This is a genomic window from Kribbella deserti (assembly GCF_042434725.1).
Taxonomy (GTDB): domain Bacteria; phylum Actinomycetota; class Actinomycetes; order Propionibacteriales; family Kribbellaceae; genus Kribbella; species Kribbella deserti.
In genome coordinates, this window is sequence record NZ_JBHLTC010000029.1 from 149060 (window position 1) to 164767 (window position 15708).

Below are 15708 nucleotides of genomic sequence, written 5' to 3' on the forward strand. Positions count from 1 at the left end.
TCAGCTGAAGGCCTGCTTCAGCAGCGTGGCCTGCTCGGCCGCGTGCACGCTGTGCGAACCAACCGACGGCGCGGACATGTCCGCACGCGACACCCGGTAGAACGGCTTGCCGCCGAGGTGCTGAGTCAGGTTCAGCGCCATGAACGGCCACGGGCCCTGGTTCGCCGGCTCGTCCTGCACCCAGCGGATCTCCTGCAGGTTCGGGTACTTCGCGAGCTCCGCCTGGATCTCGGCCACCGGCAGCGGGTAGAGCTGCTCGACCCGGACGATCGCGGTGCTGAGCTTGTCCGGCTCGGCCTTCTTGCGCTCGGCGAACAGGTCCCACGAGACCCGGCCGGACGAGAGCAGTACGCGCTCGACGCCACTCGCGACCGCGGGGTCCGTGGAGGTCTCGTGGTCGCCGATGACCGGCTGGAACGCGCCGCGGGTGAACTCCTCGGGCTGCGAGACCGCCGCCTTCAACCGGAGCAGTTGCTTCGGCGTGAAGACGATCAGCGGGTGGTGCTCCTCGCCGAGCGAGTGGCGCCGCAGCAGGTGGAAGTACGACGCGGGGGTCGACGGCTGTGCCACCGTCATCGCGTCCTCGGCGCAGAGCGTGAGGAAGCGCTCGATCCGGGCCGAGCTGTGGTCCGGGCCCTGGCCCTCGTAGCCGTGCGGCAGCAGCAGAACGACGCCGGACTTCTGGCCCCACTTCGCCTCACCGGACGAGATGTACTCGTCGATGATGCTCTGCGCGCCGTTCACGAAGTCACCGAACTGCGCCTCCCACAGCACCAGGGCGTCCGGACGCGCCACCGAGTAGCCGTACTCGAAGCCGAGCGCGGCGTACTCGCTGAGCAGTGAGTCGTAGACGTAGAAGTTCTCCTGGCCCTCGTCGAGGTGCTGCAGCGGCGTGTAGTCCTGGCCGGTGACCCGGTCGATGATCGTCGCGAACCGCTGCGAGAACGTACCGCGGCGGCTGTCCTGACCCGCGAGGCGGACCGGGCGGCCCTGCAACAGCAGCGAACCGAAGCCGATGATCTCCGCGGTACCCCAGTCGATCGGGCCCTGGGTGATCGCGGCGGCGCGGCGCTGCAGCTGCGGCAGCACCTTCGGGTGTGCGGTGAAGCCCTCCGGCAGCGTGGTGTACGCGTCGGCGATCTTCTTCAGCACCTCCGGCGTGGTCGCGGTCGCGTCCGGGCCCTCCGGCTTGTCCGGGTAGATCGGCACCGTCACGTACGGCGGCGGGGTGTCCGGCTCGGACTTGGCCTCGCGCACCTCGGTGAAGACCCGCTCGAGCCGCTGCTGGAAGTCGCGCAGCACCTGCTCGGCCTCTTCGACGGTGATGTCGCCACGGCCGATCAGGGACTCGGTGTAGAGCTTGCGCACCGAGCGCTTCTGCTCGATCAGGTCGTACATCAGCGGCTGGGTGAAGCTCGGGTCGTCGCCCTCGTTGTGACCGCGGCGGCGGTAGCAGACCAGGTCGATCACGACGTCCTTGTTGAAGGCCTGGCGGTACTCGAAGGCCAGGTCCGCGACCCGGATGCAGGCCTCGGGGTCGTCGCCGTTCACGTGGAAGATCGGCGCCTGCACCATGCGCGCGACGTCGGTGCAGTACATCGACGAGCGAGACGAGGCCGGCGAGGTGGTGAAGCCGACCTGGTTGTTCACGATCACGTGGATCGTGCCGCCGGTGCGGTAACCGCGCAGCTGCGACAGGTTCAGCGTCTCCGCGACGACGCCCTGGCCGGCGAAGGCCGCGTCGCCGTGCACCAGCACCGGCAGGACCGGGAAGGCCGCGCCACGGTTCAGGATGTCCTGCTTGGCGCGGGCGATGCCCTCCAGGACCGGGTCGACGGTCTCCAGGTGGGACGGGTTCGCCGCGACCGACACCTTGATCTTGTCGCCGTGCTCGGAGATGAACTCGCCCTCGGCGCCGAGGTGGTACTTGACGTCACCGGAGCCCTGCACCGTGCGCGGGTCGATGTTGCCGTCGAACTCGCGGAAGATCTGGCTGTACGACTTGCCGACGATGTTCGCCAGCACGTTCAGCCGGCCGCGGTGGGCCATACCGATGGTGACCTCGTCCAGGCCCGCGCCGGCGGCCTCCTCGCAGATCTCGTCCAGCAGCGGGATGGTGGTCTCGCCGCCTTCCAGCGAGAAGCGCTTCTGGCCGACGTACTTGGTCTGCAGGAAGGTCTCGAAGGCCTCGGCCTCGTTCAGCTTGGCGAGGATGCGGAGCTGCTCCTCGCGCGGCGGCTTGGTGTGCGGACGCTCGATCCGCTCCTGCAGCCACTTGCGCTGTTCGGGGTCCTGGATGTGCATGTACTCGATACCGACCGTGCGGCAGTACGAGTCGCGCAGGATGCCGAGGATCTCGCGCAGTTTCATGAACCGGCGGTCGCTCTGGGCCCCGAAGGAACCGGTGGCGAACTCGCGGTCCAGGTCCCACAGGGTCAGCCCGTGGGTGGCGACGTCGAGGTCGGGGTGGCTGCGCTGCTTGTACTCCAGCGGGTCGGTGTCGGCCATGATGTGGCCGCGCACCCGGTAGGCGTGGATCAGCTCGAGGATGCGCGCCTGCTTGCTGACGTCCTCCTCGTGGCTGTGCGGCAGGTCCTGGGCCCAGCGGATCGGCTCGTACGGAATCCGCAGCGCCTGGAAGATCTCGTCGTAGAAACCCTCCTCGCCGAGCAGTAGCTTGTGCAGCCGGCGCAGGAACTCACCCGACTGGGCGCCCTGGATGATGCGGTGGTCGTACGTCGAGGTCAGCGTCATGACCTTGCTGACCGCGAGCTTGGCCATGGTCTCCTCGGCCGCGCCCTGGTACTCCGGCGGGTACTCCATCGCGCCGACGCCGACGATCGCGCCCTGGCCCTTCATCAGCCGCGGCACGGAGTGCTGGGTGCCGATGGTGCCGGGGTTGGTCAGGCTGATCGTGGTGCCCTGGAAGTCGGGCAGCGCGAGCTTGTTGTCGCGGGCCCGGCGCACGATGTCCTCGTACGCCATCCAGAAGTCGGCGAACGTCATCGTGTCGGCGGCCTTGATCGACGGCACCAGCAGCTGCCGGGTGCCGTCCGGCTTCTGCATGTCGATGGCCAGGCCCAGGTTGATGTGGGCGGGCTTCACCACCGTCGGCTTGCCGTCGACCTCTTCGTAGTACGCGTTCATCTCGGGCAGCGTCTTGAGCGCCTTGACCAGGGCCCAGCCGACCATGTGGGTGAACGAGACCTTGCCACCCCGCGCGCGCTTGAGGTGGTTGTTGATCACGATCCGGTTGTCGATCATCAGCTTGACCGGCACCTGCCGGACGCTGGTGGCCGTCGGGACCTCGAGGCTCGACTCCATGTTCTGCACGGTCCGCGCGGGCGCACCGCGCAGAATCATCCGCTCGGGCTCTGCCTGGGCGGGTGCGGACTGGGGTTGCGCGCTGGGCGGCTGGTTCACCGTGCCTCCGGTCGGGCTGCCGCTTCCGGCAGGTGCTGCTTTGGTCAGGGAAGTTGCGGGCTGCTTGGCCGGGTCGGCCTTGGCCTCGGCGGCCGGCTGCGCCGCGGCGGGCTTCGCAGCCGCCTGAGCGGCCGGCTTGGCGGCCCCTGCCGCGGGCTGAGCCGAAGCGGCCGGAGTCGCCGAGGCGGCCTGTTTAGCCGGGGTGGCCGTGGCCGGGGTGGCCGAGGGAGCTACGGGCTGAACGGCGGCGGGCACACTCGAGGCGGGGGCGCCGGCGGCGGTACCGCGGCTCGGCGCCTCGGGCGTCTTGTTGTCGGAGACGGCATCCGGGCGCGGGGCATCGTTGGAGGTGCCCTTGGTCGTCCGGTTCGCACCGGCATCCGGGGTGTACCCCTTGAAGAAATCCCACCAGGCCCTGTCCACCGAGTTCGGATCCTGAAGGTACTTCTGGTACATCTCGTCGACCAGCCATTCGTTCGCGCCGAAGGCTGCAAGGGGATTCGTTTCTGATGGCTCGGTGGCCACTGGGCAGTTCGCCTCTTCCGATCGTGTCAATGCCGGTGATGTGCATGCCGAAGTTATGGGTAGGTCCCGAGTGCAAGGCTAATAGCACGGCCCACACTTCTACAGCCCGGGCCTACCGGACCACTCGCCCCACTGGTTGCCTCGCCACCCGCGTGCACCCCCGGTTCGGCGGCCGGCAAGGCGGGTTCGTCCGGCAAAGGCCTGCCAGCAGACCGTTGTGGGCACCGCGATCACCACCCGCAAGCCGACCCGTACAGTCCGTGCTGTGGCGAACGTCACTCTCAACCTTCACCACAATTTCACCGCTTGACCAGCCTCCGCTCGCCATCCGGTGCGCCGCATGCCCACGCCGCAGCTATGACCTCCGGCCCGGTCCGGACGGCGGACGCCAGTGGTCACCGTGCCGGAAGCGGCCGGGCGGGCTGGTTGGGCGGCATACTGACCGAATGGCGCTGACGGACGAGGCGATCGTCAAGATCAAGTCGATGATCACTTCGGGCGAGCTGGGGCCGGGCGACCGGTTGCCCAAAGAGGCGGATCTGGCCGCGCGGCTTGGGCTCTCGCGGAACTCGTTGCGCGAGGCGGTCAAGGCCCTCACCCTGGTCAACGTGCTCGATGTCCGGCACGGCGACGGCACCTATGTGACCAGCCTCGACTCGGCGCACCTGCTCGACGCGTTGAGCTTCATGGTCGATCTGCATCGGGACGACTCGGTGCTGCAGTTCTTCGAGGTACGGCGTTTGCTGGAGCCGGGTGTCGCGGCCCTCGCGGCCGGCCGGATCACGCCTGAGCAGCTGGCTCATCTCCGTGAGCTGACCAGTTCGCTCACGCCGGACGCGGACGTGGACACGCTGGTGGCGAACGACCTTCGCTTCCATCGCGGCATCGCCGAGGCGACCGGCAACACGGTGGTGTGTTCCCTGCTGGACGGCGTATCCGGGGCGACCCAGCGTGCCCGGGTCTGGCGCGGCATCACCCAGTCGGGCGCGGTCGAGCGAACCCTCGCCGAACACAGCGCCATCCTGGACGCGCTCGAGGCCGGCGACGCCGAAGCCGCGCGCGCCTGGATGACCGCGCACATCGTCGGCGTCGAGACCTGGCTGCGAAAAGCCGCCACCGCCGACTGACTCCGGCCGTTCCGCCCCGCTTGACTGACCCCGACGGCCCCACCCGCCGACTGACCCCAGCAGTCCCACCCTGCCGACTGACCCCCGATGTTCCGGGCGGCCCGGCGCCGGTCGTCGTACCGGGTGGAAATAAATGGGTTGAACGCCTGCGTTGGGCCTAGGTATCGTTCCGCTTGCCTTATTGCCTCTGATCGGAGACCCGGTTGTTCCGTTGAGATCGACTTTCGCCGCTGGCCGCCCCATTTCTTTGGGTGTGTGGCCTCGACACCGATCTCAGGAGCCACCATGTCTATTTCGCCTATCAGCACGGCCATTTCCTGCACCGACCTGCACTTCGCCTGGCCCGACGGGGATGTCGTCTTCGACGGCCTGTCGTTTGTGGTGGGCCCGGGCCGTTCCGGTCTGGTCGGCCGCAACGGCACCGGTAAATCGACCCTGCTGCGGTTGATCGCGGGCCGGTTGCGGCCGCAGGGCGGTGCGGTGAAATCCACCGGCCTGCTCGGTTATCTCCCCCAGGACCTCACCCTGGACGTCGGGCTCACCGTCGACCAGGCGCTCGGTATCGCCACCACCCGCCAGGCCATCGCGGCCATCGAGGCGGGCGACGCGTCCGAGGCCAACTTCACCGCGGTCGGCGACGACTGGGACGTGGAGGAGCGGGCCGAGGCGATGCTCGGCAAGCTCGGTCTCGGCAGTATCGGCCTGGATCGGCGGATCGCCGAGCTGTCCGGTGGCGAGACGATCCTGCTCGGGCTGGCCGCGGAGCTGATGCGCCGTCCTGACGTCCTGCTGCTGGACGAACCGACGAACAACCTCGACCTCAGCGCACGGCACCGGTTGTACGACGCCGTCGCGTCCTTCCGTGGCGCCCTGCTGGTGGTGAGCCACGACCGGGAACTGCTCGAACGGGTGGACCAGATCGGTGATCTGCGTCAGGGCGAACTCACCTGGTACGGCGGCAACCTGTCGGCGTACGAGCAGGCCATCGCGATCGAACAGGAAGCAGCCGAGCGGATGGTCCGCGCGGCCGAGTCCGACGTACGGAGGCAGAAACGTGAACTGATCGAAGCCCGGATCAAGATCGACAAGCGCCGGGCGCAAGGACAACGCGCGCAGGAGGCGGGTGGCATCCCGAAGATCGTCGCGGGTGGTCTCAAGCGCAGTGCGCAGGTGGCCGCGGGCAAGCATCGCAACCTGCACATCGATCGCCTCGAAACCGCGAAGGAAACGCTCGCCGAGGCGGAGACCCGGGTTCACGATGACGACGGTATCCGGATCGACCTGCCGGCCACGGCCGTACCGCCGGGGCGCATCGTGCTCCAGCTCGACGGGCTGGGCCTGCGGACCGGTCAGGAGATCGACCTGGAGATCCGGGGACCGGAGCGGATCGCCCTGGTCGGGGCGAACGGCGCCGGCAAGAGCACGCTGCTGCACGAGATCGTGAAGTCGGCGGCTCCGGTCGTGCCGTACCGGTTGCTGCCGCAGCGCCTGGACCTGCTGCGCGACGACCTGACCATCGCGGAGAACCTCGCCGAGGTCGCTCCGCAGACCGACAACAACGAACGGCGGGCCCAGCTGGCGCGGTTCCTCTTCCGGGGCCGGGCGGCGGATCAGCTCGTCGGCACGCTGTCGGGTGGTGAGCGGTTCCGGGCGACGCTGGCCGCGCTACTGCTGGCGGAACCACCACCGCAGTTGCTGATGCTGGACGAGCCGACGAACAACCTCGACCTGGCGAGCGTGGCCCAGCTGACCGACGCCCTCGCGTCGTACGCCGGGGCGCTGGTGGTGGCGAGCCACGACCTGCCCTGGTTGCGCTCGATCGGCATCACCCGCTGGCTGCAACTCGATTCGCACGGACTGTCGGCTATCGATCCACTCTGAAAGGGGGACGAATGACTTCTGCGATCACTTGTACTGATCTCACGTTCGCCTGGCCCGACGGAGAGTTCGTGTTCGACGGGTTGTCGTTTGTCGCCGGTCCGGTCCGTTCCGGGCTGATCGGCCGCAACGGCACCGGCAAGTCCACCCTGCTGCGGTTGATCGCCGGCCGCCTCCAGCCCCAGCAGGGCGAACTCCGGATCGCCGGGCGGCTCGGTTACCTCCCGCAGGACTTCACCCTCGGCGTCGACCAGGTCGTCGCCGAGGTCCTCGGGATCGCTCGGATCCGCCAGGCCATCGCGGCGATCGAACGCGGTGACGCCTCCGCGGCCAACCTGGCCGTCGTGGGAGACGCCTGGGACGTCGAGGAACGAGCCGAGGCCACCTTGGCCAAGCTCGGCCTCGGCGGTATCGGCCTCGATCGGCGGATCGGGCAGTTGTCCGGTGGCGAGACCGTGCTGCTCGGCCTCGCGGCGCGACTGCTGGATCGACCGGACGTGCTGCTGCTCGACGAGCCGACCAACAACCTGGACCGCGACGCGCGGGCCAGGCTGTACGACGCGGTCGAGGCCTTCCGTGGCGCGCTGCTGATCGTCAGCCACGACCGGGAACTGCTCGACCGGGTGGACCAGATCGGCGACCTGCGCAACGGCCGGATCGGCTGGTACGGCGGCAACCTGAGCGCGTACGAACGGGCTGTCGCGATCGAGCAGGAGGCGGCCGAGCGCGCGGTCCGGATGGCGGCGGCCGATCTGCGCAAGCAGAAACGCGAGCTGGCGGCGGCCCGGATCAAGCTCGACCGGCGGCAGCGGTACGGCCAGAAGATGTGGGACACCAAACGCGAACCGAAGGTGGTGATGGGCAATCGCAAGCAGGACGCACAAGTTGCCGCAGGCAAGCACCGCCACCTGCACCTGAACCGGCTGGCGACCGCCGATCAGGCGCTGACCGAGGCCGAGGCGTTCGTGCACGACGACGACTCGATCCGGATCGACCTGCCGGAGACGGCGGTTCCGACCGGCCGGGAGGTGGTCCGGCTGGTCCGGCGGATCCGCACCGGCCAGCGGATCGCTCTCGAAGTCCGAGGGCCCGAGCGGATCGCCCTGCAAGGCCCGAACGGCGTTGGCAAGACGACGTTGCTCCGGGCCCTTGCGAGGGACCCGCTGGTGCCGTGCCGGTTCCTGCCGCAGCGGCTCGACGTACTCGACAACACTCTCTCGATCGCGGAGAACCTGGCCAAGACCGCGCCCGAGGCCGACAACAACGTACGGCGGGCTCGGCTGGCGCGGTTCCTCTTCCGTGGCAGGGAGGCCGATCAGCTGGTCAACACGCTGTCCGGCGGCGAGAGGTTCCGGGCGACGCTGGCCGCGTTGCTGCTGGCCGAGCCGCCTCCGCAGTTGTTGATCCTCGACGAGCCGACGAACAACCTCGACCTGGCCAGCGTGGCTCAGCTGACCGACGCGTTGCTGGCGTACCAGGGCGCGCTGATCGTGGCCAGCCATGATCAGACCTGGCTGGACACGATCGGCATCACCCGCTGGTGGTCGCTGAGCGCGGACCGCCTTACGGATCAGGGGAGTCCGGGCGGCCTGGCGGAGTGGGGGAGTTCGGGCGGCCTTATGGGGTAGGGGCGTCCGGACGGATGAGACCGGCCGAGCGAAGGTCTGACCAGACCTCGGCCGGGATGTCCGCCCGGACGAGCTCGGCATTGGCGTGCACCTCCGCGGCGGTCTTGCAGCCCACGGCAACGCCGGCAACGGCCGGATGAGCCAGTGGGAAGTGCAAAGCCACCGCGGGCAGGGAGACACCGTGGCCTTCGCAGATGTCCGCTAGCTGGTTGGCCTTGGCAATGAGCTCGGGCGGCGCCGGCGCGTAGTTGAAGGTGGCGTCGGCCGCCGGACGTGGTTGAGCCAGCAAACCCGAGTTGAAGATGCCTACCGCGATCACCTGGACGTCGTTCGCCTGGCAGGCGGGCATAACGTTGTCGAGCGCCTGGTGGTCCAGCACGCTGTAGCGACCCGCCAGCATGATCACGTCGACGTCGACCTCGTTGACGAAGGCGGTGAGCATCTCGGCCTGGTTCATGCCGGAGCCGATCGCACCGATCACACCCTGGTCCCGCAGTTCGACCAGGGTGGGGAACGCAGTGGCGACCGCCTCCTCGTAGTGGTCGTCCGGGTCGTGCACGAACACCACGTCCAGCCGGTCGGCGCCCATACGTTGGAGGCTGTCTTCAACGCTCCGCAGTACGCCATCCCGGCTGAAGTCCCAGCGACGCCTGCGCGTGGTGGTGACGGCAAAGCCTTCGGTATCCGGTGCAGGGCCTTGGTCACTCTCGTAGAGGATCCGCCCGACCTTGCTGGACAAGACGTACTCGTCGCGCGGCTTGTCCCGCAGAGCGGCGCCAAGCCTTTCCTCGGACAGGCCGAGGCCGTAGTGCGGTGCCGTGTCGAAGTACCGCCAGCCTTCTTGCCAGGCGGCTTCGATCGCGGCCGCCGCATCCTCGTCCGAGACCTCGCTGTAGAGATTGCCGAACGGACCGCCGCCGAGGCCTACGCGCTGGTCTGCCGGGAACAACCTCATTGCTTCACCGCCGGAAGGCGCAGGTTCTGCATGCCTCCGTCGACCGCCAGCGCCGTACCGGTGGTCGAACCGGCCAGTGGGCTCGCCAGGTACACGATCGCCTGGGCGACCTCGTCAGCCGTTACAAGTCGGCCCATCGGCTGACGTGCCTCTAGGTTGGCTCGCTCGGTGGCGGAGTCCGCCGCGGCGTCTAGGAGCCGTCCGACCCACGGAGTGTCGGCCGTACCCGGGTTCACACAGTTGACGCGAATGCCTTCACGTACGTGGTCTGCGGCCATCGCCATGGTTAGTGCGAGTACCGCGCCCTTGCTGGCGCTGTAGAGCGCCCGGTTCGGTAGGCCAGCCGTAGCCGCGATAGAGCAGGTGTTGACGATTGCGGCCGCCTCAGACCGTTTGAGGTACGGGAGCACCGCACGGGAGACTCGGGCGATTCCGACCACGTTGACGTCCAAGACGCGGTGCCACTCGTCGTCGTCGTTCGTGGCGACTGTGCCTTGCGCGCCGATGCCCGCGTTGTTGACGAGGATGTCGATGCCGCCAAGGCGCAGAGCCGCCGCGGAGACCGCCGCGCGGACGGAGGCGTCGTCACTCACGTCGGCCGCGATTCCGTTCAGTGGCTCCGGTACGTCGGGCTTGAGGTCGAAGACGACCACCTGCGCGCCGCGAGCCGCCAGCAGCGAGGCGGCGGCCAGGCCGATGCCCGACGCTCCGCCGGTCACGACGGCCCGCAGGCCGGTGAAGTCCGTCACGCGATGTTCTCCTTCTGCCAGCCGGTGGATAGTTCGGTCCAGACCTTGCCACCTGGATACCGGTGCTCGGCAAGGGTGGCCGGATTCATCTCAGCGCTGTACCCCGGCCGGGTCGGCGCCAGGTAGTGTCCGTCGCGAATGATCACCGGGTCCACGAAGTGCTCGTGCAGGTGGTCGACGTACTCGATCACGCGATCATCGGTGCTGCCGCTGACCGCGATCAGGTCGAACATCGACAGGTGCTGGACCAGCTCGCACAGGCCGACACCACCCGCGTGCGGGCAGACCGGAATGCCGAACTTCGCCGCCAGCAGCAGAATCGCGATGTTCTCGTTCACCCCGGCGACCCGGGCGGAGTCGATCTGCAGGAACGACAGCGACTTGGCCTGCAGCATCTGCTTGAACACGACCCGGTTCTGCACGTGCTCGCCGGTCGCCACCCGGGCCGGCGCGATGGCCTGCGCGATCGCGGCATGGCCGAGGATGTCGTCCGGACTTGTCGGCTCCTCGACCCACCACACGTCGTACGGCTTGAGCGCCTCGATCCAGGTGATCGCCTCGGCCACGTCCCAGCGCTGGTTGGCGTCGATCGCGATCCGGATGTCCGGTCCGACCGCGGCACGGGCCAGCCGCATCCGGCGGATGTCGTCGTCCAGGTTCGCGCCGACCTTGAGCTTGATCAGGCCGAAGCCCTCCGCGACCGCCTCGTGGCACAGCCGGACCAGCTTCTCGTCGTCGTAGCCGAGCCAGCCGGGGGTTGTCGTGTACGCCGGATAGCCCTTGGCGCGTAGCAGTTGCTCCCGCTCGGCCCGGCCTGGTTCAGCCCGGCGCAGGATCTCCAGCGCCTCGTCGCGGGTGAGGGCGTCCGTCAGGTAGCGGAAGTCGACCAGGTCGACGATCTGCTCGGGGGTGAGATCGGCCAACAGCTTCCACAGTGGAACGCCCGCGCGCTTGGCCGCGAGATCCCAGACCGCGTTGACAACCGCTCCGATCGCCATGTGCATGACGCCCTTCTCGGGGCCGAGCCAGCGCAGCTGGGAATCGTGCACCAGGGACTTCCAGAAGCCGCCGAGATCCGCCAGGGTCGCCTCGACGTCCAGGCCGAGTACGTGGTCGCGCAACGCCTCGATGGCCGCGGTCTGTACGTCGTTGCCCCGGCCGATCGTGAAGGCGAACCCGTGACCCTCCAGACCGTCCCCGGCGTCGGTACGCACGATGAGGTACGCCGCGGAGTAGTCCGGGTCGGCGTTCATCGCGTCGGAGCCGTCCAGGTCCACCGACGTGGGGAAGCGGACGTCATAGGTCTCGAATTCGGTGAAGCGGCTCATCGTTACCCGTTCTGCTCGGCGGTAGCCAACGTCAACTGCGCCCGAATCCTATAGGATGTATGGGCAAGCGCATACCGCTAACTGCAAATTGATCGGATCTCTGCGCCGATTACAGTCGGGCGCATGATCCGGCGCCTCACTTCCACGGCACACCTGACCGAAGCCGAGCTGATCGCGGCGTACGCGCCCGACGACCGCTCGACACCTACTGTGCGCGCGAACATGGTCAGCAGCCTGGATGGCGCCGTGGAGGTTGAAGGCGTCTCGAAGAGCCTGGGCGATGACGACGACAAGCAAATGCTCGGACGACTGCGGATGCTCGCGGATGTTGTGCTGGTTGGTGCCGGCACGGTCCGCGCCGAGAACTACAACCCGCTCCGGGTTGGCAAGGAGCGTCAGGCCTGGCGACGCGAACAAGGCCTTCCCGACAACCCGGGCCTCGCGATCGTCTCCGGCCGTCTCGAGCTGGACCCGTCGCACCGGGCCCTCGCCGAAGCGCCCGTGCGCCCGATCGTCATCACACACGCAGCAGCACCGCCCGAGCGTCGTACGGCGCTGGCGGAGGTGGCGGACGTGGTGGTCGCGGGGGAGCAGGAGGTCGACCCCACGGTGGCGCTGTCCGAACTGACCGCCCGAGGTTTGCCGCAAGTGCTCTGCGAAGGCGGACCCGGTCTGCTCGGCACGCTCATCGAGGCCGATCTGCTCGACGAACTCTGCCTCTCGCTATCCCCGCTACTAGCCGGAGCCGGTTCAGGCCGAATCGTGGCCGGCCCCGCCTCCGCCGTACGCCGGATGACCCCGCTGCACGTCCTCCAAGGCGACGGCGGTCTGCTGTTCACCCGCTACCGCCGGGGCGTGCCGGCGGGACTTTAAGAAAAGCTGAAGCCAGGCCTGGAGAATTGCTGGTAAGAGCCGGTCAATGGGGGATGCGGCTCAACCGGAGGGGGAACTTCCATGGCCAAGAGCGGACCTCAGCGTTTTCCCGGCGCGTCCGTCGACAACTTCTGGCAGTCCAAATGGGGTGGGGACCCGATGGAGTCCAGGATCGTCGTCTGGCACACGACCGAGGGCACCAGCCTGCCCGGCTACGAGCAGGGTGGTAAGGCGCCGAACTTCACCGCGGTGCCCAACTTCACCGCGCGCAAGCTGGTCTGGCACCAGCACTTCGACTTCGACGTCTCCAGCCGGGCCTTGCGCAATCTCTCCGGCGGCGTCGAGACGAACACGCTGCACGCCGTCCAGGTCGAACTGGTCGGCACCTGCGATCCGAAGACGCACGCGGAGTGGAAGGCGAGCAAGATCCCGCATTTGTTCACACCGGCACTGCCCGACTGGGTGCTGCGGGACCTCGCCACCTTCGCGCGCTGGGCCAACGTCCAGCACCAGATCCCGTTGTCCTCGAACGTCAGCTGGAAACCGTTCGACGCGTCCTTCGGCGCCGGCAACGGCGTCCGCATGACGCCGGCCAAGTGGCGGACGTTCAAGGGCCATTGCGGTCACATGCATGTTCCGGAGAACAGCCACGGCGATCCCGGCACCCTGCCCATCGCCCGGATCCTCGGTCTCGCCAAGTCCCCGGCGCCACCGCGTCCCGCGGCCCCGCGGCCTTCGGTACCGCGGCCTTCGGTACCGCGCCCGCCGGTGGCGCGGCCGAAGGTGCACGTGGTGCGATCCGGCGAGACGTTGTCCGGGATCGCGAAGGCACACCGAATCACCCTGGCCGCCCTGCTGACCGCGAACCCCAGCCTCAAGCCCAACCCGAACCTCATCCGGGCCGGGCAAAAACTCCGCCTCCCCGCCTGACCACCCGCGGCGTCCACCGCCGAGCACCTATTCGCCACGTGGACATGCGGAACAGGGAGTGGACCCGCGAGATCTGACGGGTCGACCCTCGAGTCCGCAGGCCGACGTGGCGAACGGGACCGGCCCACCGCGTCACTGTCGCGAGCTCCACCGAGTCGCCCGGAGTCGTCGGAGCCACCGGGCCGCACCGGCGACCTGTGATCGGGTGGACAGGGGCGACAGCCGCGGGGTCAGGAGGCCGGCTTGACCGGGGCCGGGACGTCGAAGGCCTTGGCCAGGTCGGTGAGGATGACCCAGGCGCCTTGCAGGCCGACGGCGGTCATCCAGGTGATGTCGGAGACCTCGTGCACCTTCGGGGCGAGCGGGGTCCACAGCGGGTTGGCCTTGAACTGGGCCTTGGTCTTCTCGCCCTTGCCCTCGTCGTCGGCGTAGACCGTCACGAAGATGGCGTCGGCGTCCGCGTCCTTGATCCGCTCGGGGCTGATCTCCAGGGCGAAGTCGTCGACGTCCTGGGACTTCGGCCGGGCCAGGCCCGCGTCGGCGAAGACGATGCCGGAGAAGCTGGCCTTCTGGTAGAGCCGGGTCGGGCCGTCGAGGAAGCGGACCACCGAGATGGTCGGGTTCTTGGCCTTGGCGTTGATGGCGGCGCCGACGGTCTTCGCGGCGGCCTCGTACTGGGCGAGCTCCTGCTCGGCGAGGGCCTCCTGACCGAGGGCCTTCGCCTCCATCCGGATGTTGTCCTTCCAGGTCGGGCCGGTGGTCTCGGACATCACCGTCGGCGCGATCTTGCTGAGCTGGTCGTACAACTTCTCGTGCCGGACCTTGGCCGAGACGATCAGATCGGGCTTGAGCGCCTGGATCTTCTCCAGGTTCGGCTCGGCCAGCGTGCCGACGCTCTGCGCCTCCGGGGCGAACTTCGTGCGGTCGTCGCCGAGGTAGTCGGGCAGCGAACCGTCGATCGTGCGGTACTCGGTGAAACCGACCACCGGGGTGTCCATGATCAGCGTCGCGTCCACGAAGCTCGCGTCCAGCGCCACCACGCGCTTGGGCTTGGCCGGCACCTCGGTCTTGCCCATCGCGTGCTCGACCGTGCGGGGCCATCCCTCGCCGGCCTGACCGGCGGAGGCGTCCGCGCCGGGAGCGTTGTCGGGCTCGTTCGATCCGCAGCCGGTCAGGGCGAGCGCGGCGACGGCGAGCAGGGCGGTGAAGCGGGGGAGGCGCACGGAATCTCCTGAGGACATCGGTTACTGTGCCTGCACCCTACTTCACGAGTAAGGCTTGCCTAACCATGCCCAAAGCGCGTCCGGTCGCCCCCGCGGTGGCCCTGCTGCTGCTCGCGCTCGCCGTGACGGTGGCCTTCGTCGCCAGTCTCGCGCTCGGGTCGCGCTGGCTCGGCCTGGACGCGATTCCGCACGCGCTGTTCGACTACTCCGGCCGCGACGCCGACATCATCGTGCGCAAGCTGCGGCTGCCGCGCACGGTGGTCGCAGTCCTGGTCGGCCTCTGCCTCGGCATCGCGGGCGCGCTGATGCAAGGGCACACCCGCAACGCCCTGGCCGAACCTGGCATCTTCGGCGTCAGCTCCGGCGCCGCCCTCGCGGTCGTGATCGGCCTGCAGGTTCGCGGCAACACCTCCATCGGTACGACGGTGTGGTTCGCGCTCGCCGGGGCCTTGATCGCGACGTACGTCGTCCAGCGCCTCGCGACCCGGGGAACCGGTGCTTCGCCGGTAGGGCTCGCGCTCACCGGCGCGGCCGTCGCGGCGATGCTGTCGGCAGTGACTTCGGCGATCGTGCTGCTCGACGCGGACACCCTGGACGGTTATCGCTTCTGGGCGGTCGGATCGGTCGCGGACCGCGGGTTCGACGTGGCCGGGCAGGTATTGCCGTTCGCCCTGGTCGGTCTCGTGCTGGCCATGATCAACGCGCGCAGTCTGGACCTGCTTGCCCTGGGTGATGACGTCGCAGCCGGGCTCGGCCTCTCGATCAGGCGCGCGCGGTTCGTTGGCCTGGCGGCGATCGGGCTGCTGACTGCGGCCGGAGTCGCCGCCTGCGGGCCGATCGGTTTCCTGGGGCTTCTGGCAGGTCACGTCGCTCGCAGACTGGTAGGCGCTCGCAACCTCTGGCTGATTCCAGCAGCAGGTCTAACCGGCGCCGCCGCGCTTGTGGCCGCCGACCTGGCCGGACGACTCATTGGCGGTGCTGGCGAGGTCCAGGCGGGCGTAGTCCTCGGACTGATCGGAGCGCCTCTCTTCATCATGGTCGTACGTCGACGGGCGGTAGCGCTGTGACC

11 protein-coding genes are annotated in these 15708 nt (G+C 68.6%); 6 read left to right on the forward strand and 5 right to left on the reverse strand.

What is annotated here, in order from left to right:
- The gene (locus ACFFGN_RS22485) at nucleotides 1-3948 is read right to left on the reverse strand and encodes a multifunctional oxoglutarate decarboxylase/oxoglutarate dehydrogenase thiamine pyrophosphate-binding subunit/dihydrolipoyllysine-residue succinyltransferase subunit (RefSeq protein ID WP_380050926.1); all 3948 of its coding nucleotides are present in this window, start codon (nucleotides 3946-3948) and stop codon (nucleotides 1-3) included.
- 446 nt (nucleotides 3949-4394) lie between these two features.
- On the opposite strand from ACFFGN_RS22485, the gene ACFFGN_RS22490 reads away from it, so the two are divergent.
- The 3 genes from ACFFGN_RS22490 to ACFFGN_RS22500 all read left to right on the forward strand — a co-directional run bounded on the left by ACFFGN_RS22490 (nucleotide 4395) and on the right by ACFFGN_RS22500 (nucleotide 8581).
- Complete coding sequence (locus ACFFGN_RS22490) at nucleotides 4395-5075, forward strand: FadR/GntR family transcriptional regulator (protein ID WP_380050928.1); 681 nt, start codon at nucleotides 4395-4397, stop codon at nucleotides 5073-5075.
- Nucleotides 5076-5360: 285 nt separating this feature from the next.
- On the forward strand, nucleotides 5361-6956 hold the full coding sequence (locus tag ACFFGN_RS22495) for an ABC-F family ATP-binding cassette domain-containing protein (RefSeq protein WP_380050930.1): 1596 nt from the start codon (nucleotides 5361-5363) through the stop codon (nucleotides 6954-6956).
- A gap of 11 nt (nucleotides 6957-6967) precedes the next feature.
- A complete protein-coding gene (locus ACFFGN_RS22500) occupies nucleotides 6968-8581 on the forward strand; it encodes an ABC-F family ATP-binding cassette domain-containing protein (RefSeq protein WP_380050932.1) in 1614 nt (537 codons plus the stop codon).
- Here ACFFGN_RS22500 and ACFFGN_RS22505 read toward each other — a convergent pair.
- Genes ACFFGN_RS22505 through ACFFGN_RS22515 form a run of 3 tightly spaced genes read right to left on the reverse strand, consistent with a single transcriptional unit; the run spans nucleotide 8571 to nucleotide 11613 of the window.
- On the reverse strand, nucleotides 8571-9536 hold the full coding sequence (locus ACFFGN_RS22505; protein WP_380050934.1) for an aldo/keto reductase: 966 nt from the start codon (nucleotides 9534-9536) through the stop codon (nucleotides 8571-8573). The genes ACFFGN_RS22500 and ACFFGN_RS22505 overlap by 11 nt on opposite strands.
- On the reverse strand, nucleotides 9533-10285 hold the full coding sequence (locus ACFFGN_RS22510) for an SDR family NAD(P)-dependent oxidoreductase (RefSeq protein ID WP_380050936.1): 753 nt from the start codon (nucleotides 10283-10285) through the stop codon (nucleotides 9533-9535). The genes ACFFGN_RS22505 and ACFFGN_RS22510 overlap by 4 nt, the downstream gene beginning before the upstream one ends.
- Entirely contained in the window at nucleotides 10282-11613 is a 1332-nt protein-coding gene (locus ACFFGN_RS22515) for an L-fuconate dehydratase (protein ID WP_380050938.1), read from the reverse strand. Before ACFFGN_RS22515 ends, ACFFGN_RS22510 begins: the two co-directional genes overlap by 4 nt.
- 123 nt (nucleotides 11614-11736) lie before the next feature.
- Between ACFFGN_RS22515 and ACFFGN_RS22520 the strand changes: the two genes are divergently transcribed.
- Together ACFFGN_RS22520 and ACFFGN_RS22525 are read left to right on the forward strand one after the other, a co-directional pair.
- The gene (locus tag ACFFGN_RS22520) at nucleotides 11737-12486 is read left to right on the forward strand and encodes a pyrimidine reductase family protein (protein ID WP_380050940.1); all 750 of its coding nucleotides are present in this window, start codon (nucleotides 11737-11739) and stop codon (nucleotides 12484-12486) included.
- A gap of 81 nt (nucleotides 12487-12567) precedes the next feature.
- Nucleotides 12568-13416 carry a LysM peptidoglycan-binding domain-containing protein gene (locus ACFFGN_RS22525; RefSeq protein ID WP_380050942.1) on the forward strand — a complete coding sequence of 283 codons (849 nt, stop codon included), beginning with the start codon at nucleotides 12568-12570 and terminating at the stop codon, nucleotides 13414-13416.
- 230 nt (nucleotides 13417-13646) lie between these two features.
- Here the strand turns inward: ACFFGN_RS22525 and ACFFGN_RS22530 are convergent, their stop codons facing one another.
- Complete coding sequence (locus ACFFGN_RS22530) at nucleotides 13647-14639, reverse strand: ABC transporter substrate-binding protein (protein WP_380050944.1); 993 nt, start codon at nucleotides 14637-14639, stop codon at nucleotides 13647-13649.
- Nucleotides 14640-14704: 65 nt separating this feature from the next.
- Between ACFFGN_RS22530 and ACFFGN_RS22535 the strand changes: the two genes are divergently transcribed.
- Nucleotides 14705-15706, forward strand: a complete 1002-nt coding sequence (locus tag ACFFGN_RS22535; protein WP_380050946.1) for a FecCD family ABC transporter permease — start codon at nucleotides 14705-14707, stop codon at nucleotides 15704-15706.
- Nucleotides 15707-15708 lie beyond the last annotated feature (2 nt).